The 22,100-nt window shown below is 57.2% G+C and carries 21 protein-coding genes and 1 tRNA gene; 10 read left to right on the top strand and 12 right to left on the bottom strand.

What is annotated here, in order from left to right; translation table 11 throughout:
• Positions 1-84: 84 nt before the first annotated feature.
• Genes J2741_RS02665 through J2741_RS02655 form a run of 3 tightly spaced genes read right to left on the bottom strand, consistent with a single transcriptional unit; the run spans position 85 to position 4,201 of the window.
• Positions 85-588: an alpha/beta hydrolase gene (locus J2741_RS02665; RefSeq protein ID WP_245249358.1), complete on the bottom strand. Its 504-nt coding sequence runs from the start codon at positions 586-588 to the stop codon at positions 85-87.
• A gap of 26 nt (positions 589-614) precedes the next feature.
• Positions 615-2,546: a type II secretion system F family protein gene (locus J2741_RS02660; RefSeq protein WP_209673500.1), complete on the bottom strand. Its 1,932-nt coding sequence runs from the start codon at positions 2,544-2,546 to the stop codon at positions 615-617.
• Positions 2,543-4,201, bottom strand: a complete 1,659-nt coding sequence (locus J2741_RS02655; RefSeq protein WP_209673499.1) for a type II/IV secretion system ATPase subunit — start codon at positions 4,199-4,201, stop codon at positions 2,543-2,545. The genes J2741_RS02660 and J2741_RS02655 overlap by 4 nt, the downstream gene beginning before the upstream one ends.
• A gap of 174 nt (positions 4,202-4,375) precedes the next feature.
• Here J2741_RS02655 and J2741_RS02650 point away from each other — a divergent pair, with 174 nt between their 5' ends.
• Both J2741_RS02650 and J2741_RS02645 read left to right on the top strand, forming a co-directional pair.
• Positions 4,376-5,200 (top strand): RAD55 family ATPase, encoded by an 825-nt coding sequence (locus J2741_RS02650; protein ID WP_209673498.1) that lies wholly within the window; start codon positions 4,376-4,378, stop codon positions 5,198-5,200.
• Positions 5,197-5,895: a KaiC domain-containing protein gene (locus J2741_RS02645; protein WP_209673497.1), complete on the top strand. Its 699-nt coding sequence runs from the start codon at positions 5,197-5,199 to the stop codon at positions 5,893-5,895. Before J2741_RS02650 ends, J2741_RS02645 begins: the two co-directional genes overlap by 4 nt.
• 189 nt (positions 5,896-6,084) lie before the next feature.
• Here the strand turns inward: J2741_RS02645 and J2741_RS02640 are convergent, their stop codons facing one another.
• From J2741_RS02640 to lonB, 4 genes are read right to left on the bottom strand one after another with little or no spacing between them, the layout of a single operon-like run.
• A complete protein-coding gene (locus J2741_RS02640) occupies positions 6,085-6,348 on the bottom strand; it encodes a pro-sigmaK processing inhibitor BofA family protein (protein ID WP_209673496.1) in 264 nt (87 codons plus the stop codon).
• Between the two features lie 2 nt (positions 6,349-6,350).
• Complete coding sequence (locus J2741_RS02635; protein ID WP_342452209.1) at positions 6,351-7,637, bottom strand: TldD/PmbA family protein; 1,287 nt, start codon at positions 7,635-7,637, stop codon at positions 6,351-6,353.
• Positions 7,630-8,964 (bottom strand): TldD/PmbA family protein, encoded by a 1,335-nt coding sequence (locus J2741_RS02630; RefSeq protein ID WP_209673494.1) that lies wholly within the window; start codon positions 8,962-8,964, stop codon positions 7,630-7,632. Before J2741_RS02630 ends, J2741_RS02635 begins: the two co-directional genes overlap by 8 nt.
• A gap of 6 nt (positions 8,965-8,970) precedes the next feature.
• A complete protein-coding gene (gene lonB / locus J2741_RS02625; protein WP_209673493.1) occupies positions 8,971-10,878 on the bottom strand; it encodes an ATP-dependent protease LonB in 1,908 nt (635 codons plus the stop codon).
• A gap of 86 nt (positions 10,879-10,964) precedes the next feature.
• Between lonB and J2741_RS02620 the strand changes: the two genes are divergently transcribed.
• From J2741_RS02620 to thsA, 5 genes are all read left to right on the top strand, one after another.
• On the top strand, positions 10,965-11,810 hold the full coding sequence (locus J2741_RS02620; RefSeq protein WP_209673492.1) for a ribose-phosphate diphosphokinase: 846 nt from the start codon (positions 10,965-10,967) through the stop codon (positions 11,808-11,810).
• Positions 11,810-12,793 (top strand): RNA 3'-terminal phosphate cyclase, encoded by a 984-nt coding sequence (rtcA, locus tag J2741_RS02615; RefSeq protein ID WP_209673491.1) that lies wholly within the window; start codon positions 11,810-11,812, stop codon positions 12,791-12,793. Before J2741_RS02620 ends, rtcA begins: the two co-directional genes overlap by 1 nt.
• On the top strand, positions 12,790-13,245 hold the full coding sequence (locus J2741_RS02610) for an NOB1 family endonuclease (protein WP_209673490.1): 456 nt from the start codon (positions 12,790-12,792) through the stop codon (positions 13,243-13,245). Before rtcA ends, J2741_RS02610 begins: the two co-directional genes overlap by 4 nt.
• A 21-nt stretch (positions 13,246-13,266) precedes the next feature.
• Positions 13,267-13,887 (top strand): orotate phosphoribosyltransferase-like protein, encoded by a 621-nt coding sequence (locus J2741_RS02605; protein WP_209673489.1) that lies wholly within the window; start codon positions 13,267-13,269, stop codon positions 13,885-13,887.
• A gap of 81 nt (positions 13,888-13,968) precedes the next feature.
• Positions 13,969-15,564 carry a thermosome subunit alpha gene (gene thsA, locus J2741_RS02600; RefSeq protein ID WP_209675435.1) on the top strand — a complete coding sequence of 532 codons (1,596 nt, stop codon included), beginning with the start codon at positions 13,969-13,971 and terminating at the stop codon, positions 15,562-15,564.
• A 463-nt stretch (positions 15,565-16,027) separates the two neighbouring features.
• Here the strand turns inward: thsA and J2741_RS02595 are convergent, their stop codons facing one another.
• Entirely contained in the window at positions 16,028-16,210 is a 183-nt protein-coding gene (locus J2741_RS02595; protein ID WP_209673488.1) for a thiamine S protein, read from the bottom strand.
• A gap of 74 nt (positions 16,211-16,284) precedes the next feature.
• On the opposite strand from J2741_RS02595, the gene J2741_RS02590 reads away from it, so the two are divergent.
• Together J2741_RS02590 and J2741_RS02585 are read left to right on the top strand one after the other, a co-directional pair.
• Positions 16,285-16,369 (top strand) — tRNA-Ser (locus tag J2741_RS02590).
• 235 nt (positions 16,370-16,604) lie between these two features.
• Complete coding sequence (locus J2741_RS02585) at positions 16,605-17,120, top strand: hypothetical protein (protein WP_209673487.1); 516 nt, start codon at positions 16,605-16,607, stop codon at positions 17,118-17,120.
• Positions 17,121-17,623: 503 nt separating this feature from the next.
• Here the strand turns inward: J2741_RS02585 and J2741_RS02580 are convergent.
• From J2741_RS02580 to J2741_RS02565, 4 genes are read right to left on the bottom strand one after another with little or no spacing between them, the layout of a single operon-like run.
• Complete coding sequence (locus tag J2741_RS02580) at positions 17,624-18,049, bottom strand: PaaI family thioesterase (protein WP_209673486.1); 426 nt, start codon at positions 18,047-18,049, stop codon at positions 17,624-17,626.
• Between the two features lie 36 nt (positions 18,050-18,085).
• A complete protein-coding gene (locus tag J2741_RS02575) occupies positions 18,086-18,787 on the bottom strand; it encodes a glycosyltransferase (RefSeq protein WP_209673485.1) in 702 nt (233 codons plus the stop codon).
• Entirely contained in the window at positions 18,784-19,761 is a 978-nt protein-coding gene (locus tag J2741_RS02570) for a glycosyltransferase family 4 protein (RefSeq protein ID WP_209673484.1), read from the bottom strand. Before J2741_RS02570 ends, J2741_RS02575 begins: the two co-directional genes overlap by 4 nt.
• A complete protein-coding gene (locus J2741_RS02565) occupies positions 19,752-21,068 on the bottom strand; it encodes a protoporphyrinogen/coproporphyrinogen oxidase (RefSeq protein ID WP_209673483.1) in 1,317 nt (438 codons plus the stop codon). The genes J2741_RS02570 and J2741_RS02565 overlap by 10 nt, the downstream gene beginning before the upstream one ends.
• A 170-nt stretch (positions 21,069-21,238) precedes the next feature.
• Here J2741_RS02565 and ligD point away from each other — a divergent pair, with 170 nt between their 5' ends.
• Positions 21,239-22,099 (top strand): non-homologous end-joining DNA ligase, encoded by an 861-nt coding sequence (ligD, locus tag J2741_RS02560; protein WP_209673482.1) that lies wholly within the window; start codon positions 21,239-21,241, stop codon positions 22,097-22,099.
• Position 22,100 lies beyond the last annotated feature (1 nt).

The following is a 22,100-nucleotide window of genomic DNA, read 5'->3' as shown; positions in this document are numbered from 1 at the left end:
TAAGGGAAATAACGAATTTCTGAAGAAATTTTAATAATCGGGTTTACGGCATTCCGATCAAATGATGAGAAAGGGCGAGAATTTTCATTCGACGCCTCCGCGGTCATGGAGTGGCAGGGCCCTCACCCCCGCGGTTATTCCGGAAGGGATATTCCGGACAGTAACCTTTTTTTCGTCCGCCAGGAGGGTTATTCCCGCCAGTTCGGGAGAAGAACAGAGCAGGTGCTGTTCGGGATGTGTACCGCGAGAGATCCCGCAGGAGAGCAGTATCTCCGGTCCGGCAGAGACGACGTACCGGAGCCTGCGGGATCCGGGATGGTTCCGGGGGAGTACCACCAGAGGAAACCGGTAGCTCCTCACCAGTTCCATCAGCATGAGTGCAGGCGAATAGTCTCCGCCTTCGGGAGCGGATACCGCGATAAGATGATGGGCATCTACGGTCTCGCAGTACTCTTCCTCCATCGTCTCGATGCAGAGAGGAAATCTTGCTCCTGCGAGGCCTACGACCAGGAAAGAGGCGCTGCCCTCTATCAGGAGCACCGAACCTGAAGGCCATCCCGGAAACTCCATATCAGAATTTTTTGTCATCAGGTTCACCGGGTCCTCCGAATCCCTCAAATGATATAGTTGAAGACCAGCAGGGTGATGATCAGCATAATACAGGAATGCTTCAGTCCGGATTTGAGCGACCCCTCTCCCATCTGGCCCGCGATAAGGCCTGAGAACAGGGCCTGCACCAGCACTGCGTGGTACATCAGTCTTTTTATGGATTGCAGACCGATCGGAGTGATACCTGAAAGGCCGGTCCCCGTGGGGACCCCGGAAGTGTTTATGGTTCCGAGCACGGGGATGAACTGGCTTGAGATGACTCCGACCACGAATAGGAACACGATGAACGCGAGGTAAATGATCGCGGTATAGATGAACATATCCGAGAGACGCTCGCGTTTCAGGGTATCGGTCATTTTGGCATCGCTCGCGGCGATAGCCAGTACATCCCCGATAGAACCGCTCATCCTGCTTGCTTTTGTGATTAACACCACGGTACGGGCAATCAGGGGTGTCCGAACCCTGTCTTCGAACCGGAGCAGTGCATCAGAGAACGTCGCGCCCCAATCGATATCGCGTTTGATTCTCCTTATCTCATAAGAAAGGAGCCCGAGGTTGGTATTTACCATAATTGAGATCGCCTGGGCGATGGTGAGTCCGACCTGGTTTATACCTGCCATCCGCTCCAGGAACTCGGGGATCAGGGATTCCATTCCCTGGATATTCCTTCGCCACAACTCATAGAATACAGAGTACGGGACAAGCACGATGAGCAGGATAATTATGAGATGATCATCGATCACGTCGATATAGGTCTCGACGTTCGTGTAATGGGGAGTAATTACCAGTACGGCGGCGATATACGCAACTGCGATCGGGACGGTTATTAAAAGGGTGGCATTGTAATGACGGGTAAAAAACTGCAGGGGATGGCGGAGAAAATTCCTGACATTCCTTAACTGATCGTACCGGACGAGCTTGGCGAAGAAGATCTCTTCCCCCGTTTTCTTGAAAACCCGGACGTCCGAATATTCGTGGAGCCATTTTACAAAAGTGTAGCGCTGGACGATTTCGCTCTTGATGGAGATGATATCGATGAGGACGATGAATATCGTGGAGCCGATCGGGAGCAGCATGTACACGACCATGGTCATCTGGAGTGCGGCAAGTCCGCCCACCAGTCCCATCACCACCATGATGATGATCAGGAACAGAGGTCCGGCAACGAAGAGCGTCACGTAGGACTCCGCCACAAGGGAGAGGAAGTTCAGGAACTGTTTCTGTTCGAATCGCGCCTCTTCCTGGAAAAGCCGGACCCGGTTGGACAGAAATGAGGCAAGATCCCCGCCGCTCTCGATTACCGAGATCATGTCCTCGAGGAACTGCTTCATCTTCTCCGAGGGAGTGGTCTCCATCAGGTGACGGAGGGCTGAGATCACATCGTACCCGAAGAAATCCGCGTCCCTGACCACCTGTCGGAACTCCATCGCAACTTCGCCGTAAATCGATGCGCTTTCCGAGAGAGAACGGAATATTACCATCAGTTCCGCGCCTCCCTTCCGCATGGCGTACATGTAGGCCACCGCATTGTGGATGGTCAGGTTGATCTTGGTTGCCCTGCTGCTCTTCTGCATGCCGGGGTATTTCAAGGCGATATAATACACGAAGAAGAACCCCAGAAGGAAGGCGAACAATGCCCCGGCGATCTGCCACCAGAGAAGCATCCCCGGTGACGGCTGGATGCTGGGAAAGGGTACCTGCAGGATATTGTAGATCCCGGTATATCCCTGGGTGTACGAACTGGAAAAGAGTATCCCGGCCATCCACCAGCCGAATATTGCAAACCCGACCCCTGAAAGGAGAGAGACCTGGATCGAGAGGGTGAGGTAACGTTCCAGGGTCATCCCGATCCGGGCGGATATTATGTTTCCCAGCAGCTGCTGGTACCGAAGGGGATCCCGTTCAATCCACCGGTGTACGAGTCCGAAAAAGTTCATTGCAACAGCCTGTTCAAGTCGTCCATTGACCCGAGCACCTTTTCGGGTTCGATGTAGTAGGTGTGGAAGATCCGCGATACGCTGATATAATCAATGATCCGCTGTGCCTGCATGGCCAGGAGGATCTTCTTACGGACCTCGATCTCCTGTTCCATAGCCTCCCTGCTCCATCCTCTCCGTTCGGCAATATCGGAATAAACCCCCGACCGCCCCTTAAACGAGAACGTGTCCTTGACCGGGTCCCAGGTAAAGACCGTATTGACCCGGAGATTCCCTGTGGCCGGATCGATTCCTGCGATCTCCACTACTTCGAGTGCCCGCCGCACTCTCTGGTTCCCCACATACACCAATGCCTGCACGCTCACGATATCGAGTGCGGTAACCATGTTGCGGGGGACGCGGAGCGGCTCGCTCTCCAGACGGTGGATGGCGGCATCCACGCTCCCGGCATGCATGGTCGAGAAGGTGGTGTGCCCGGTGTTCATCGCCTGGAACAGGGTCTGGGCCTCGTGACCCCGCACCTCTCCGACCAGGATATACTCGGGCCGCTGCCTCATGGCGGACCGGAGAAGGTCGAACATATCGATGAGGTTTGAACCTTCCGCCACGGATTCCCGGGTGACGCTCGCGATCCAGTTCTCGTGGTAGAGCGTGATCTCCCTTGTGTCCTCGATGCTCACCACCTTGGCCATCGGGGGGATGAAAAGCGAGACGGCGTTTAAGGAGGTAGTCTTCCCCGAGGCGGTGCCGCCGATAAAGAGGAGGCTCTTGTTATTCTCGATAGCCATCCAGAAATACACCAGTTCATCGGCGGAGAACGTCCCGTTCTCGATCAGCTCGACTGGTGAAAAGGGGTCTTCCCGGAACTTCCGGATCGTGAACGACGTTCCCCTGGTGGTGACCTCGGTCCCCAGGGTGACCTGGAGCCTCGACCCGTCGGGCAGCGTTGCATCGAGCATGGGGTTGCCGGTGGAGATATGCTTTCCCGAGCGCTGGGCGAGGGTAATAGCGAGGGAATTGAGGACCTCTTCCTCGAACATGATGTTCGTCTTGATGTTGCGGTATTTACGGTGGTAGAGGAAGAGGGGGATCATGTTCCCGTCGCAGGAGATATCCTCAAGCCAACGGTCTTTCATCAGGGGGTCGAGCCTCCCCCACCCAAGGAAATTTCGTATAAGGAAATACTGCAGCTTGAACTGTGAGGGCTCCGAAAGCGAGATGCCGTATTCCCGGAGGAGCATGTACATCTTCTCCGTAAGAAGCTCCTTTCGTTCCTTTTTGATCTCCTCGTCCGTGAGGATCAGGGCAGACCTGAGGTCTTCGTGGATCCTCTCCAGGAGTTCGTACTCGAATTCTGACAGCGCGGGTTCGAAGAGAAGATACTCGAGCTGATTCGTGCGGGTGTTCCTTACGATGATGATAAGCGACCGGCCGGTCTCGACCCAGTACCGCTCCACTTCTTCGTACTCCGGCGGGACCTCTGCCTCTACGAGGGGCGGATGGATTGCCGGGTCGTATTCTGGATAATGTTTTTCACTCTTTTTCCTCGTGAGCGAGAAAGTATTTTTTTTATCCTGCGGGGGCGTTGTCGCCTCGTCTTTGCCTGGCTTCGGTGATAACCCGGCTGTGAGACTTTTAATATCCGGAACCTTCATACGAAACCTGAACTCCGCGCTTTCCGGCCTTGAAAACGCCTGATTTGATTTAAATGTTGCAGATTAACTTAATAAACTCTTTCCCTGGAGGAAGGCCGGATATCGGAAAGGAGCATCGATCCATCGAAAAATAGAAGTGCTTTTCTCTTCATCTCTTGAATGGAGTTATTTCTAATGGAGACCACAGGTCCGATGCGGATGCCGACCGGGATACCCTCCCTGGATCCGGTTCTCGAGGGGGGTATGCCGCCGGGGTCGGTGGTCCTGCTGCTCGGCGATGTAGGTGCGGGAAGCCAGGAATTTGTTTACAGCTCCATCCTGGCGCTTGCTTCACCTCCCCCGGGGGTGCAGGCGGGGAAAACGGTCCGTCCAGGTCGGATCTCGTATATTTCATTCACAAAAACAAAGAAAGACATCCAGGAAGAGATCACGTTCTCCTTCCGGCATGACATGTCAACCGGCCTGCCCAGCATCGAATTTTTCGATCTCTCGTCCCAGTATTTCGATGCCACCGTAGTCCCCGTCGGCTGGTATTCGGGTACCGACCTCGTATCCCGTCTCCAGAAAAGAGCTGAGAGTGAAGGGATGCTTGCAAACCTTGCGGATTCCTTAAACGACATACCCCCCGGGAGTCTCATCGTGCTCGATTCGCTCACCGACCTTGCCACATCCTATGCGGGGACCGGAAATTGGACCGACCTTATCGCCCTGCTTCGAGGCATACAGCGGATATCCAAGCAATGGGAAAGCACCGTGTATCTCCTGCTCACGCGGGGGATCCTCGACCCCCGGCAGGAGCTCGAGATAGCCGACGCAGTGGACGCCGTCCTCCTGTTCCGGTGGGAAGAGACCACCGGGGCGAGGAGACAGCGGGTGATGCACATCGATAAATTCCGTGGACTCATGCCGTTCCTCGAGGACAAGGACCTGGTGAAGTTTGCCGTGCGCATCTCATCCACCGGCGGGTTCGAGGTGAGCAATATCAGGGTGGTCATATGAACGGGGACCGGGTAAAGATAGGAATCGAAGGGCTGGACCAGATGATGGGAGGCGGGCTTATTCCCGGAACGATTTGCGCGATCATCGGGACGTACGGCACGGGCAAGACCACGTTTGCGCTTCAGTTCATCTGGGAGGGATTGAAAAACGGGGAAAAAACGATCTACATCAGCCTGGAAGAAGCGGAGGACCGGCTCTATCTCTATATGAAACAGAAAAACTGGGACATCACCCCGTACAAAGATTCTGCCCTCACGGTAATCAAGCTGGATCCCTCGGATTTCAACCTCGCGATAAACCGGATCAAGAACGAGCTTCCCACACTCGTACGCGAGCTCGGGGCGACCCGGGTGGTGATCGATCCGGTCTCCCTCTTCGAGGACCTCTTTGAACGGGCGTCGGACCGGAGAAGAGAGATGTTCCGGTTTGTCGAGGCCCTCAGGGAGCAGCACTGCACCATCGTCATCACCAGCGAGACCGACAAGGACAATCCTTTCTCCAGCAGGCACAACCTTATCGAATATCTTGCCGATACGGTGATCCTCCTCCGCTACGTCCGCCCCTCGGACCTCACCGACGTGCACCTCGCCCTCGAAGTAGTGAAGATGAGGTTGTCCGCGCACTCCAGGGAGATCAAACCGTATGAAATTCAGCAGGACCAGGTTCTCGTATACACCGAGGCGAACGTCTTCTGAAACAGACCTGTTTAGGGCTCTGTTGAAATCTTACATTTTACGTTCCTAGGGGCTTCACCACCGCCACTGCGGCACCCCCGGTATGATATTATCGGCGAAGTGTAACCCCCGGCCGATATCGCGTGATATAAAATAAATAAAAAGATCCTTCTGCGACAGTTCAGGCATCCGGTAAAAGAGGAGGGCGGATTATACGCTGTATCCGAGTGCCTGGAGAATAATCACCAGCAGTGCGCCGGGTATTCCACCCAGAACACACATGAGTACGGTTACGACGTCGATATTCACGTCCGGTTGCCCCAGGTAACTCATCAGGTCGAAGTAATTGACGATGAACAGAAGGAGAATGCCGAGGATCGAGTTGATGATAAGTTTCGTGATATCTTTCAGCAGGAGAAAGAGGACGATGGCGATGAGGACCGCGACAATCAGGAGCGCCGGATCGAAATTCATACCTAATTTACAATGATTTTCTGATTCTTTAACCTTATCGAGGGTAAAATCATCGACCCCACGCTCCGGGTCTCGGGGGAGATGCGCACGACGTCGTTCAGCATGTCGAACGCGTTGCCGGAGAGCATCGCCTTTCGTACCGGAAGCTCGAAATCACCGTCTTTCGCCATGAAAGGATTCGAAAGTTCCACCGAGAAATCCCCGCTCATCGGGTTTGCGGTATGGGCACCCACCACATCGCGTATGTAGAGCACCGAATCTTCGAGCAACGGCCCGCGGGGACCATCGAGGACCAGGTTATGGTGGCCGATGGAGGGGGCTCCCCCGGGTCCGCCCCGGACCGCGCTTCCCGTCGACCTGGTATCGTACCGGTACGCGGTCTTGAGGTCGTAGCAGAACGATTCAAGGATCCCGTCCCTGATGAAATGAACGGGTTCCGTGGGTACTCCCTCGGCATCCCAGCGCGTGCTGCCCGGGGCCCTGGGGCGGAACGGATCGTCGAGAAGGTTCAGCGAGGAGTCCGCGATCTGCTCCCCGAGGTGCCCTGCAAGCCTTGACCTGCCCGCGTTGACATTCCTCCCGTTCAGGGCGGGAACCACGACCGCTCCCAGCACCTGGGCAAGTGCGATGGGCGAGAGCACGACCTCGTACTCCCCGGAAGGAATGTCTTTTCCTCCATGTGACCTGTGGGCAAGTTCCGCGGCTTTTTCGCCAACCGATCCGGCATCGATATCGAAATACACCGAATGGTCGAACTCGTACCCGGTCGACTGTTCCCGGATGGTCTCCAGGGATACCCCGACAGAAGTCACCGGACGGCGGTATGTGATCCCGCTGCTGTTCATGAGCAGTATCTCACCCGTTGACAATTCTGCCGAACCCGAAGTGATCTCCACGTCCTTGTAGGAAGCAGCCCCCGCTTTCAACTCGCCCAGGAGATCCTGAACTGTCTGCGGGTCCATGGGCAGATCGGGATCGAAGGCCAGTGGTGCAGGATCGCCGAGAACGGGGTCGGGAAGCCCTTTCCAGGGCTGCGCCGAGACAAGATGTGCGCCGTCGAGGGCGGCATGGAAGCAGTCCTTCCACCGGCCCGGGTCGTTGGTGCTCGAGGTGCCGATCTTTCCCTGCAGGATCACCCGGACCGTGAGGACCGCGGACTGCGACTCCACCGCGGCACTCACCTTGTCCCGCTTCAGATCTGCGGAGATGGTCCTGCCGCGGGCATAGTATACCTCTGTCTCGTCCGCTTTTCCTGACCCGTACTTCAGGATCTTCTCCGGGTCATCCACTGCCGCCCACCACCGCATCTTCAAGCAGGAGATGGGGCGATCCGTCGCTTACCGGCACGCTCTGCCCTCCTTTTCCGCAATATCCCTGATGCATGACCCGGTCGTTGCCGAGTCGGCGGATCGCGTGGAGGGTGTGGAGGATCTCGCCCGAAAGCGATACGTCCCGTACCATCCCCGCAAGTTCCCCGGCCTGCACCAGGTATCCGTACTCGGCATTGAACTGGAACACCCCCCTTCCCGGGTCTACCTGGCCTCCCCGGGAACCTTTGAGCAGGATCCCGTCCCTGCATTCCTCCATCAGCTCATCGAACGAGCTATCCCCGTTCTCGACGAACGTGTTGCTCATCCTGACCAGCGGCGGTTCCCCGGGCATCGCCCTCGCATGCCCTGCAATCCCAGAACCCACCGCTTTGAGGGTTTCCCGGGAATGAAGATATGCGTTCATCACCCCGGATTTTATGATCTCCGTCCTCTTCACCGCGCTTCCCTCGGCATCCACCGGTTCGAACCCGAACTCGGGAAGTGAGGGGTCGTCCACGATGGTGAGCAGCGGGCTCCCTATCTGCGTCCCTATCATGCCGTTCAGCACCGAGTTGCCTTCCTGGACCAGGTCACCTTCGCTCGCGTGCCCGACCGCCTCATGGGCAAAGACGCCGGCGAGCTCGGGATCGAGGATCGCATTCATTCTCCCTCCTTTTGCGGGAATGGCGTCCAGCAGCAGGAGGGCTCTCGTCGCGGCGTTGTGTCCCGCATCTTCCTTGTGTCGGAGGTCGAACCCGCGGATGGTATGTTCGCGCTCGTATCCCATCTGGACGGTCCCGTTTCTCTGGGCTACCGCGAGCACCGAAAAACCCGACCTGCAGGTGGAATATTCGTACTCATGACCGCTGCTGTCGAGAAATCTTACGTTTTCGGTCCTTTCGATATAGTTTGCCCTGGTATTGACGATCCCGGGAAGCGATGCGGCCCTGGCGATTGAACCGAGCAGGTCCGATTTCTCTTCCATGCTCACCCCGGACGGATCCTCTCTTACCGCCGGGACTTTCCGTATCCTGTGAGGCGCAGGAGCGAGCTCAACGTACTCCCCGGTAAGATTGGCGAGACGGAGCGCGGAACGGATAAGTTCATCGAATTGCTCCCCCCGGGGCCACCGGTAGTTATCGAGGGTGAGGATGCCCCATCCGCGGGGGCCGAGCACTCTCACCACCGCGTGGTCGAAAAGAGACGAGCCCGCCGACTCGACCGCGCCGTTATCGATGTCGATATGGGTGACCCTGCCGGTCACGTGACGTATGTCATAATAGCGGGCGTCACGTTCTCCGGCCATGTCACTCTACGCAACCGAGGTGGGACTTACCGTCCCCACTCTGCCCGAGGCAGAGGATGCCATCTTCCGGAGCTTTGCGAGGAAACCTTCATTGTTCTCGGGAACCAGGGCGACTTTGAGGACATCCTCGATACAGTCGACCGGAATGATGGTCACCATCTCCTGGTACCGTTCCTCGATGAGCACATCCTCGACGTTTGAGCGGGGTATAAGCACCGTCTTGATTCCGGCTTTTGCCGCCGCTTCGATCTTATAGGTCACCCCTCCCACGGGGAGCACGTCCCCCCGGACCGAGAGCGAGCCGGTCATACCGATGTCCTGGCGTACCGGGATACCTTCGATGGCGCTGATCACCGCGGTAGCGACACTGATGGACGCCGAATCGCCTTCCACCCCGCCGTAGGTCCCGATGAACTGGATATGGATATCCATGTTCTTGATGTCCTTTCCGGTGAACTTCTTCAGGATTGCGCTCACGTTCTTGATGGACTCCTGGGCGATCTCCTTGAGCATCCCCGTGGCGATCACCGTGCCGCTCGCACCCTGGGCGGGAGTGACTTCTGCCATAATCGGCAGCACCGAGCCCGAATCGCTCCCCATTACTGCGAGTCCGTTCACCCGTCCCACCCGGGTTCCCTCGACGACGGTCAGTTCATACTCCCGGCTGCGGCGGATATACTCGTCCGAAACCTGGTCCTCGATGGAGCGTGCGGTTCCTTTCGCGGCGATAACATGCTGGGCGGTGGTGACCTCGGCGCCTTCCTGGCGGGCGAGGTCGCCGGCCACCCTGATCAGCCCGCCCATGTCACGAAGTTTCAGGGTGAGGTGGCCTTTCCGGTTCGACCTTCTCCGGGCCTCGCGGATAACCTCGTCCATCGCTCCGCGGTCGAAGTGTGGGATCTTCCCGTCGTTCTTCACTTCCTGGGCGATGAAACGGATGAATTTCTCCCGGTTCTCAGGGGTGTCCAGCATGCTTTCGCTCATGTACACTTCATATCCGTATCCCCGGATACGCGAACGGAGCGCGGGGTGCATCCCCTGGATTGCATCCAGGTTACCCGCCGCGATCATCACGAACCTGCAGGGGACCGGTTCGGTACGCACCATGGCTCCCGAGGATCGTTCGCTCTGTCCCGTGATGGGGAACTCTCCTTCCTGGAGTGCCGTGAGCAGGTTCTGCTGGGAGTGCGGGGTAAGGGTGTTGATCTCGTCGATGAAGAGGACGCCCTGGTGCGCCCTGTGGATGGCTCCGGCCTCCACGCGGTCGTGGCTGGGGGTCTCCAGCCCGCCGCTCTGGAACGGGTCATGCCGGACGTCGCCGAGGAGGGCCCCGGCATGGGACCCGGTGGCATCGATAAAAGGTGCGACCGTATGGGTATCGTTCGATACCAGGAGCTTCGGGACCATCGATTCTTCCCGCGGGGTCGCGTAGCGGAGCGCCATGAACACGAATGCCGCGGCGATGATCCCCATCAGCCACTGCATGGTGATGAACGCATAACCGATGATCCCGATCATCAGAATCATCATCAGGGTATTGCGAAACTGTATCTTCTTCCGGGCTTCTGCCTTGTGGGCGGCGACGATCTGTTTTCCCCGCCCTGCAGGCACGGTCCGGACAACCGGGTTGTTCGAGTCGTCAGAGTTGGGATATACGAGGATATCCTGGAGATCCTCCTTGGGCAGGAGTTCTGCCATGGCTTTGGCGAGCATGGACTTTCCGGTACCCGGGCTCCCGATCATCATCACGTGCCGCCTCTGGATGGCGGCTTTCTCGATGACCTCCACTGCGTGCTCCTGGCCGATGACCTGGTCGATCAGCCTGGCCGGCACTTCTATCAGGGAGGAGGAATCGGGGACCTCATCCGATGGCAGATCGGGCTGCGTGATCTCAGGATGTAATGTTGATTCCATTATTGATTTTACCTCTCTGGACGCTACAGGTAGTGATATAATTTATCCATGGTGGTTTAAGTACTTTCAGCATGAGGTAGCATTGGATGAGGGTTATTAGCACCGAATCTTCACAAATCCTGGCTGCAAGGCTTGCAGGAGAGCTGGGATGCAGTCTCGTGGACGTGCGGTTTTCCCGCTTCCCCGACGGGGAGCTGTACCTCCGGGCAGGGCAACTGGACGAACGGACGGTGGTAGTGGGCAGCGTGACCAGTAATGACGATCTGGTCCAGCTCCTCCTCCTTCTCGACGCATGCCGGGAGTCGTCCTGCACCCTGGCGGTTCCCTACATGGGCTACGCACGACAGGATAAACAGTTCCATCCCGGGGAACCGCTCTCGGCCCGGGCGATCGCCCGGGCGCTCTCCACGGTCGCTGAAGAGGTCATCACGGTAAATATCCATGAAGAGAGTGTGCTGGACCATTTCACCATTCCCGCACGGAATATTTCCCTCGCGGAGGATGTGGGCGAGTACCTGAAAGCCATGGGGCTCGCCGACCCCCTCGTCCTGGCGCCCGATGAGGGTGCGGCCCGGTTCGGCAAAGCCGTAGCCCAGTCCGGCCGCTGGGATGCGGATCACCTGCAAAAAACCCGGCATTCCGGAGAAGAGGTCACTATGAAGCCCAAATCGCTCTGTGCGGAAGGGAGGACCGTGGTGATCGTGGACGATATCATATCGACCGGGGGCACCCTTGCGACTGCGGCAGGGATGCTCGCGGACCAGGGTGCACGAAGCATCCATGCGGTGTGCGTGCACGGGGTGCTGTCCGGGGGAGCGTATACCCACCTTCGGGCTGCCGGGATCCTTGATGTGGCGTGCAGCGACACGATCGAACGGGGTTGCAGTTGTTATTCTGCGGCAAAACGCCTTGCCGCGGAGATCACAGCCTGATGCTCCGAATCGACGGGTCCATGATGGAGGGGGGAGGACAGATAGTCCGCACGTCCGTCGCACTATCCGCGGTGACCGGTATACCGGTCACGATCGACAGGGTCCGCGGCGGTAGAGCGCGACCCGGGCTGGCTCCCCAGCACTGCAGTGCGGTCCGCGCTGTAGCAGGGCTGTGCGGTGCGACGGTGAAAGGGTGCAGTCCGACGAGCAGCCTGCTTGAGTTCACACCCGGCAACCCGGTCCGCCGCGACCAGGATATCGATATCGGTACCGCAGGGAGTATTCCCCTGGTCCTCCAGGCCTGGCTTTTTGTCGCCCTCCGTTCGGGTGCATCGCTCTCCATAACCGGGGGGACTGAGGTCCGGAAAAGTCCCACGATCGATTACTTCACCCGGGTCTTTCTCCCTGTCCTCAAAGCCTGCGGGGCCGAGGTGACCGTGGAAATCCTGCAGAGGGGCTATTACCCCGCCGGAGGGGGGAAGGTAAGGATCACGGTCCGCCCGTCCGCGCTGACCCCGATGGCAATCCCTTCCGGAGAATCCAGGGGAGTGATCTCCTGTTCCGCCAATCTTCCGGAACACGTGGCCGCCCGGCAGGGGGTATCCGCGGCGGAGCGTCTCGCACGATATACCGGACTCGAGTATCCTGTCATTTTCGACCGGAGAAGCGGCCCCTCGACAGGCACGTCGTGCACGGTCTGGCAGGACTCCAAAGGAGGCACGGCACTGGGGCGCCGGGGACTTCCTGCAGAGCAGGTGGGAACTGCAGCCGCCGATGCACTGATAGCAGAACTGGACCCGCCGGGGGGGGCGGACCGCCACCTTGCCGATCAGCTCATGCCGTACGTGGCCGTGTACGGAGGGCGGTTCATCACCGTACCACTCACCCTGCATTCAAGAACAATGCTCTGGCTATTGGAACAATTCGGCCTCCCCCTCCGGGTCAGTGAGGATCCCGAAGGTACTGCCGAGGTGCGGAGATGAAACGTGTCCTCGATGCGGGAGCATTTTTCCTGGATATCTCATTTTCCGGCGAGCTCTATTCCGTCCCGGGTGTCGTGGAAGAACTGCGGGATCTGCAGGCGAAATGCAGGTTTGATCTCCTGGAACATCAGGGACTCAGGGTACTCCAGCCGGGAGACGAATCGATCGAAAAGGTGAAGATCGCCGCGACTAAGACCGGGGACCGTGGAGTGCTCTCTCCCGTGGATGAGGCCGTGCTGGCCCTGGCGCTGGAGATCGGGGGAGATATCTGCACCGATGACTTTGCGGTCCAGAACGTGGCAAAGAAACTGGGAATCGAGGTCCATCCGATCCTGCAGCGCAGGGCGGCGAAGGTGCAGTGGAAGTATCGGTGCGCAGGATGCGGAAGATATTACCGGGAACCGGGTGAATGTCCGGTTTGCGGCGCACAAATCAAAAGAAAACTTAAATAGCCGAGACACCTTGTTTTTCTCATGTCATCGCTCGAAGAGCTGATACAAAAGGCACAGATGCTTCTTTCTGAGGGCCACAGCCCGGGGCAGATCGCGGATGAGCTCTCCCTTTCCATGGAGACGGTGACCTGGCTCCTCACCCAGCAGAAAGGAGCCCAGATCCCGAAAGATGTCCATATCGACTGGAGCATGGTGAGCGGACAGGGCCCCCTGCTTGACGATCTGGCGATGATGATGCAGAAGCGGTATTATACCGCAGCCAGGGACGTGGGGAAGGAAGAGACCCCGGTTGAGAATTACCCGTCGACCATCGTGGGGATCGCGATCTCCGGGATACCCATGGCCACGCTCATCGCCGTGGAAGAGGACGCGAAGCTCGCGATTTATCACCCGGCCAAGCACAGCACCTCGGACCCGCCGCTGGGATCGATCAGCGGTAATTTTGCGAATATCGCCGGCGAGCGCTGCATCGTGGTCGATGACGTGATCACCTCGGGGAAGACCATGCAGGAGGTGGTGCGCTATCTTCGCAAGCATGGAGCTGTACCACTCGCGATCTGGGTGATCTTCGATAAGCGCGGTATCAAGGACGTCGAGGGAGTTCCGGTCTATTCGCTCTTCAAAATATCCCGTATCGATTGAAAGGGCTTTTTTTGGGAAGCCTCAAAATAGACTAATTTATATAGAAGTTCAATTCCATCTTTTACAACATTGGAGGATATTATGCTAGGAGGACAACCGATCATTATCCTGAAGGACAACGTGGACCGGAACAGGGGCCTTGAAGCCCAGCGCTCGAATATTGCGGCGGCAAAGGCCATCGCCAGTGCGGTCCGCACCACCCTCGGCCCCCGGGGTATGGACAAGATGCTGGTCTCCGGCACCGGTGACGTGACGGTCACCAACGACGGCGCCACGATTCTCTCCGAGATATCGGTCCAGCACCCGGGTGCAAAGATGGTCATCGAGGTGGCCGAAGCCCAGGACAACGAAGTGGGAGACGGCACCACTACCGCCGTGGTGCTGGTCGGGTCCATGATGGAGAAGGCCGAACAGCTGATCGAGAAGAAGATCCATCCGACTGTCATCGCACAGGGCTACCGCCTGGGGATGAAGAAGGCCATGGAGATCCTCGACGACCTGACCATCGAGATCGATCCCTTCGACCGTGAGAAACTGATCATGATCGCCGACACGGCCATGACCGGGAAGTCCATCGAGTCGGTGAAGGGCAGCCTGAACGGTATCGTGGTGGACGCCGTGATGGCCATCGCCGAGAAAGAGGACGGGAAGGTCACCGCCGACGAAGACAACGTGATGATCAAGAAGCAGAAGGGCGAGACCATGGACGACGCGGAGCTGGTCCGGGGACTGGTCATCGACAAGAGCAGGGTCTCCGAGGACATGCCCCGCAAGGTCAAGAACGCAAAGGTCGCCCTCATCGCAAGCCCGATGGAGATCAAGAAGACCCAGACCAAGGCAAAGATCCGGATCTCTTCCAGCCAGCAGATGGAAGCATTCTCCGCCCAGGAGCGGGAGACCCTGAAGAAGTTCTCGGACGCGGTCATCGCGGCGGGTGCGAACGTGCTCTTCTGCCAGAAGGGGATCGCCGACCCGGTCCAGTTTTTCCTTGCGAAAAACGGGGTGTTCGCCGTCGAGGACGTTCCCGAGAAGGACATGAAGTACGCGGCAAAGGCACTCTGCGCACAGATCGTGAACAAGGTCGAGGATCTCACCCCCGATGCGCTTGGCAAGGCCGAGACCGTGGAGCAGCTGGAAGACCTGGATATCATCAAGGTCTCCGGGTGCGATAATCCCAAAGCCGTCACTATTCTCCTTCGCGGCTCGACCGAATACCTTCTGGACGAGCTCGAGCGGGCGGTCGTCGACGGTACCAGCGTGGTCATGGACTCGATGGAGGACGGAAAGCTCGTGGTCGGCGGCGCATCGGTGGAGACCGAGATACTTATGCGAGTCAGGGATTACGCAGCGGCCGTCGGTGGAAGGGAGCAGCTCGCCATTGAGGCCTACGCTTCCGCATTCGAGGTTATCCCTGTTACGCTCGCGGAGAACTCGGGGTTCCACCCCATCGACAAGCTGGTTGACCTGAAGAATGCCCACCAGAAAGGCGAGAAGTATGCCGGTCTGGATGTCTACACCGGGAAGATCGTGGACATGCTGAAGAACGGGGTAATCGAACCCCAGCGATCCAAGCGCCAGTCAATCCAGAGTGCGACCGAAGCGGCCTCCCTCCTCCTCCGAGTGGACGACATGATGATCACCCGCAGCGCGGGTGCTCCTCCGATGCCCGGTGCATAACTCCGGATAAAAATTATTTTTTGAGAAAAATAATTACAATTCTGACAAGACAAATTTCGTTCCTTATCAACGAATGTATTTTTTTTCTTGTAATGGAAATGCGGACGCTCCCGGGGCTGTCGCCCCGCCGCTGCGGCGCCCCGCAGAGGATATCCGTGGACAATCGAGTACCGGAATTATCTTTCCAAACCGAATGGCATTTTTCTTACCATATTATTAGCTCAGGTTCTTGATCCGCCGCCGGGGCGCCCTTCGGGGGCGGCGGAACCATCCTCTGGCGTTCGCGAGACGAAAGTGATATTCTATTTGATTAAATTAGTTCAGGCTCTCTCGAGACTGACACCCAGCCCCTGTGATGCATCCGCAGAGGATATCCGCGGAAATGACCGGATTATCGAGGGTGGGAATGTAATTCTTCAACAGCCTCGCCCCCGGTTTTCAACCTAAAGGGACCTGAAAAAATTCACCCTCTCGAACAGGTCTCCACGATCTCCACCATATCCTCCTCGATGGTTTTATCCTGGGGGAGGCTTTTCCCGCGATAAAATATGAGCACGATGTCCGGGATGATCCCAAGGGCGAGGAGGGCCTCCTCGTACGTCTCACCTGGCCGGATCTCACGGTCGAGGACCTCTCCGCCGGGCATCAGAACAAACCTGCAGCAGGGCATGCTTCGATAGCATTATACGAATCGGGAGGCAAAATAGCTACTCTCATCGGGCCGAGGTAGTCTAGTCCGGGAAGGCGATGGTCTCGAAAACCATTGGCGCCCTGCGCCTCGGGAGTTCAAATCTCCCCCTCGGCGTCAGTTTATTTCTTTTCAGTCCGATGCGGGTTCAGGCTCACCTGCCTTCTCTTCCTTACAGGACTCTTAGCTCGGGCGAAAATAATGGCGCTCAATGGCGAAATAAGGTCTGTTCCGAATCAGATTTACAGGATGCGGGAAAAGTGAGCGCACATCAGGACAGGAAGTTCCGGCGGGGAAAAGGATCCTGCCGGTTCCGAGAAACCTCTTATAATCGGGGCGCTTATAGTACCGCATGAAGATGAGGATTGGAATTATCCTGGTCTGTTGTGCGCTCTTCGGGCTGCTCCTCGCCGCAGGGTGCACCTCGCCCACGTCCGGGCCGGCCACGACGGTAGCCACGACCGTCCCTCCCACGACCCAGACCACGGTGATGACCACCGTGCCGACCACCGCCCCGACCACCGTGCCGACTGCGGTAATCGAGATACCTGATTACCTCACCACCCCGATGCCGACCGGGCAGAAAGTCGAGGTCCAGGTAACAAGGAACACCGTCTCGACCGAGCCGTACATCACCGTCAGTTTCCGAGGCGGAGCGGGGATCAATTTCCTGCAATGGCTGGATATAATTGTCGCAAGATCCGATGGGACCGTGGTGGTTGACAGGCTCACCCGACCCCAGGTGAACGACAAGATCGATATCCTCGGCACCCGGGGAGTCGACAACGTGAAAGTGGTTGCACAGATGTCAGACGGGAAACGGTACCTGATCTACGACCAGGACCTGGCATTCAGGACCTACAGCTAAATCCTTTTTTTGTCTGTCTGGCAGTGCCATAAACAGTTTTAGGCCGGTATTTTTCGAATTTAAGGCTTTTTGATATCCTTACTGCGCGACGTTCTTGGGGGGGGCGCCCCCGCCACTGCGGCAGCCCCCGGCGCGATATCCTGGCAAATGTCTACCTTCGGCAGAATTCGTTTGAATGTCAATTTGAAACAAGATTCTGCCCCTGCGACAGTCCAGGCATATCCCGTTGGGGCGCCGCAGCGGCGGGGCAGAGCCCCTGGCGCGTCATATGCCATAGATTTGTACTACCCCTGGCAAAGCCTTGAAAAAACACTCATAAATGATGGAGATAGAGGCTGTCAACAGAGCGGAATCTAATGAACGACCGCGTGTTTCCCGATGTTCGGGAATGATATGCCTGACCCCTACGGTTTTACGCCGGGGTATTACACTCTTCCGGTGCGAACAAATTATCCGCTGATCCGGTGATATCGGGGGTGGGATCCACTCCGGGATATGACGCGTTACTTGCCCCGCGCCGTACGCTTCATCCGTATCCCTACACCCTCGAACGTGGCGATAACCCGTTCACCTTCATAGACGGTTACCCGGTACAAGGTATTGAGTGCGTTCCCCCCGACACGCTCTGCGACCGCTTCCAGGTGGTCCCCCGCCGGAGAGAGATAATTGATATGGGCCGAGGTGGCCACCTGGTCGTCCTCCAGGTTTGCGGCGAGCCCGAACGCCTGATCCGCAAGAGAAAATATTGCACCTCCATGGACATTTCCACGGGAGTTTCTCTTTCCGGTCACATCCATCCTCACCCTAACTCCCCCTTCCCAGGTATCCATCACCACCATTCCCAGCAGCCTGGCGAACTCGCTGCGGTTGAACTCGTCTGTCAGGGACTTCCTGTTCCGCTCCCGCTCGTTGTTTGTTCCCGGGGTCATTCTGAAGCACCTCCGGGAGGGATGAGGAACACAGGGTTATTTGTACTCTCGCCGGGTATAGGAGACATCTTCCGCCTCTCCCCCGTGGAGAACGATGTAGATCCATTCCCACAGGGACTTCAGTGTCCCGAACTGCTGGTAACGACGCATGGAAAACCCAACCCTGAGTTTGTTGTCGAAGAGAACCTTTCCCAGGGTTCGCATACGCCGTGCGATCTCCAGGTCGTCCCCCGCATCGATCGTCCTGTACATGCCTGCTTTCATGAAGGCGGCTTTACGAAACGCGGTGTTGGCCCCGAGAGTATAGAAAAGGGTATTGGTATAGTAGCCGAGACGGGAGAAGGTGTTCGCAAGAGCGAGCGAAATCCAGTTTTTTATCCCCGGTTCTCTCGGGTATACCGGACCGTAGAGCTGGACCACCTCCGGGTAACGCATGAAGTCTTTTCCGATCCGTTCTATCCAGTCGGGAGGGATGAAGCAGTCCGCATCGGTGGTGGCGACAATCTCGCCCTTTGCCCTGAGTACTCCGTCGTTCCGGGCCCCTCCCACCTTCCTGCTGGTCTGGATGAAGACCAGGTCCGCGTACTGCTCTGCAATCTCCCTGGTACGGTCGTGCGAGTCCCCGTCCACCACGATGATCTCATACTGGTCCCGGGGGATGGTCTGCCGGGAGAGCGACTCAAGGCAACTGGCGATGTTCGCCTCTTCGTTAAACGAGGGGATAATTACCGATATCATTCTTCTATCAGCTCGTGATACAATTTCAGGTGTCGCTGTCCGATATCCCGGATGTCGAACTGTGTAGTGTAATCGCGGGCGCGGGAGGCACAGGCCTGCAGCGAGGACCTGTCTTCGAGGAGCGACGCTGCGGTCTGCCGATCCCCGAAGAACAGGATCCGCTGGTCGAATATGTCATGGAACTCCGGGATATCGCGGGCAATGACCGGGAGCCCGCAGGAGAGCGCTTCTAGGATGACCAGCCCGAATGTCTCCGCATAGGACGGCATGATGAAGATGTCCGCTGCCGAGTAGGCCTTTACGATCTCGTCCACGTATCCCGTGAATATGACATTCATCCCGCATCTCCGTTTCAGGACTTTTATCTTCCGGTAGTCCTTCGAAAGGGCACCGTACGGGAATCCGCCGACCCACACGAATACCTTGTCGGGACAGGCCCTGGAGAGGGCGAGGAAATCGTAGAGCCCCTTACGGGGAGTAAGCTGGGCCACCGAGAGGACCACTTCCGCATCTTCCGGGATATTGTAGCGCTCCCGAAAGAGCCTCCTTTTCTCATCGTCCCTTCGGAATTGTTCCCTGTTGACCCCGTTCGGGATCATGGTTACCGGCATGTCCGGGACCATCTCGGTCACTTCCCGGTGGCAGGGTTCCGATATGGTGATGATGTGGTCGAATTTACGGTAAATCTTGGGATAACGTCGGTTTATCACTTTCGCGAGGGCGATATTCCCCTCATTGATCCGGGGAGTGGAATGTGCGGTGAGAAGGTTCCTTCCCTTATTGATCCTCCGGTTGAACATGGCGAGCGGGCCGAACGTGTGGTAGTGGACGAGGTCCATGTGCGTATCCCGTTTCTTCCAGGTGATCTCGATCTCGTTGGATCCGACGAGTTCTTTATAAAGGGTGCGGGCAACCGTGGCACATCCGATGTACTTGAAGAAGAGCAGGTCTTCAACGTAAAAATTTACCTGCATGCCAGGTTTCCTGCGTAATTCATGGCGCTCCTAATACAACCATCCATGTTCAGGTATTCGAACTGTGAGAACCGTCCCACCAGGTCGATTCCGACCCGGTCGAAATAATCCCTGATTATCCTGATATTTTTCTGATAGTCCAGGTCGTAGACTACGTACGCAAATTCCTGCCGCTCGACCCCGGAGTATACCACCCGGGTGCGATCAATCACGCCCATCTTTTCCAGCGACAGCGTGACATGCGAGATCAGATCCTGGTCCGACATGAGGGAGACCGCATCGCCTTCGTTGTAGGTAATCTCTGCAAGGATCGAACCGTGTCCTTCCGGGGCGACTCCTGGAGAATAATTAGACGGGAACGAGATCCTGTTCATGAGTCCCGTCTCGGGGTCGGGGAGATACACCCAGGAATAGGGAGGGACTTCGCCCCGGATCCCTATGAATATGCAGGCGACCGAGTTGTACTTCAGGTTCTTTACCGCCTCCGCAACGGTCAGGGGTACATCGTTCAGGGCGGGGATGAGATTTTGAAGGGGAATAGTGCTGATCAGCCGTTCCGCCCGGATTTCTGAATCTCCGTCCCCGATAACCCATTCGTCGTCCTCTCTCTTTACCGATCTTACGGGGAAATTGGTGCGTATCGTCTCGCGGACCGGCTCTGCGATCGCCCTGATCACCGCCTCGATCCCCCCGGTGACGGGATAGGTAAAGACCGCCTGGTGCGTGTACCCTTCGGTCTCGATCCCTATCGCCGACTTGATCACGTCTTCGACCGGTGGTCGCGGTACACGCCCCTCCACCCAGTGGTGCGACATCTTACCGACAGGGAAGTTCCATATCTTCTCGTTATAGGGGACCATGTAACACTCGGCGATCCCCTTTCCGAAAGTGAAGTAGATCCAGTCCCTGAAATTTTCGGGGGGGGCAAGTTCTCCTTTCTCCTCGGCGATCAGAGTTTTTATGAACTCATTGATGCAGAAGAACAGATCGTCCTTCGGAAGACCGGCGAGGCCGTTCTCGAATGGATACTTGACATAGCGCCCTTTGTAGAATATTTTGGTATTTCGGATGCGTTCGTTCCGGTTACCCCGGAGGGCGTCGACCATGAACGAAAGGACCTCGCAATCCCTGGAAAATATGATATGGGAGCCTCCCGCGTCGAAGGTGAACCCTTGTTCGGTCCTTGAACGGCAGAGTCCCCCGATCCGGGACGCCGCCTCGAGGACGGTCACCTCGTCACCCGTTTCCGTGAGCAGGCGGGAGAGGGTAACCCCGGTAAGACCGCCCCCCAGAATGACAGTTTTCACTTCTTATTAGTTCGCAGCGCCGCCTTATATGATTGACCGTCCTTCCGGAAACCCCGCTTCCTTTCCATGCGGGGCGGGACTCACCCCATGCCCCCCGGGAACCGATCTTTATCAGGTTTGGCAGCGGCTATTCATTGCAGGATGACCGGACACGCGGAAGCGGGTGCCCCATGAGCAGGATCGGAAGAGTCGTACTCAGCAACCTTGAAAAGGTGCTCTATCCTGAGCTCGCGCTTACAAAAAAAGAGATCATCGAGTATTACATCAGGATCGCCCCGAAAATGCTTCCCTTTCTTTCCGGCAGGCCCGTTATCCTGAACCGGTTTCCCGACGGGATCGACCACCAGGGTTTTTTTGAAAAGAACGCCCCCCGGGAGACCCCAGACTGGGTGACCCTTTCCGCCCATCGATCCGGACACACGGGAAAAGTTGTCCGCTACATTGTATGTGACCGCCTCGATACCCTGATATGGCTCGCCAACCTAGCCGCGATCGAGCTTAACATCACTCTTTCTCCTGCAAATGAACCGGAAATGCCCGACTTTGCACTCTTCGATATAGACCCGGAACCACCGTTCGGGATACAGGAGGCAGTCAGGGTCACCGCTGAACTCAGGGATGTACTGGAGGGTCTCGGGATTCGGGGTTACGTGAAGACGTCGGGGAAGAAAGGGCTCCACGTGGTGGTCCCGCTCAAGGAAGGCTATAATTTCAACGAGGTACGGAATTTCGTCCATGCGACCGGCATCCTCCTTTCCCGCGAGCACGAATGGATCGTGTCGGAGTTCCCCCGTTCACGGGACCCGGGTACGGTGTTCGTGGACTACCTCCAGAATACCTCCTGGAAGACCATGGCCTGCCCCTATTCTCTCCGCCCGGTACCGGCGGCCTCGGTCTCGTGTCCGATCTCCTGGGACGAAGTGTCCGCTTCGTTAAAACCCGAAGATTTTAATATTGCAACGGTGATTTCCAGGACGATAGACCCCTGGAACGGGATCTTCGACGATCGACAGGATATTCCGGTGAAATGAC

This window comes from Methanolinea mesophila, from assembly GCF_017873855.1.
In the GTDB taxonomy this organism is placed as follows: Archaea; Halobacteriota; Methanomicrobia; order Methanomicrobiales; family Methanospirillaceae; genus Methanolinea_B; species Methanolinea_B mesophila.
Note: the sequence above shows the minus strand (reverse complement) of the source record. Positions and strands in the feature narration are given on the sequence as shown.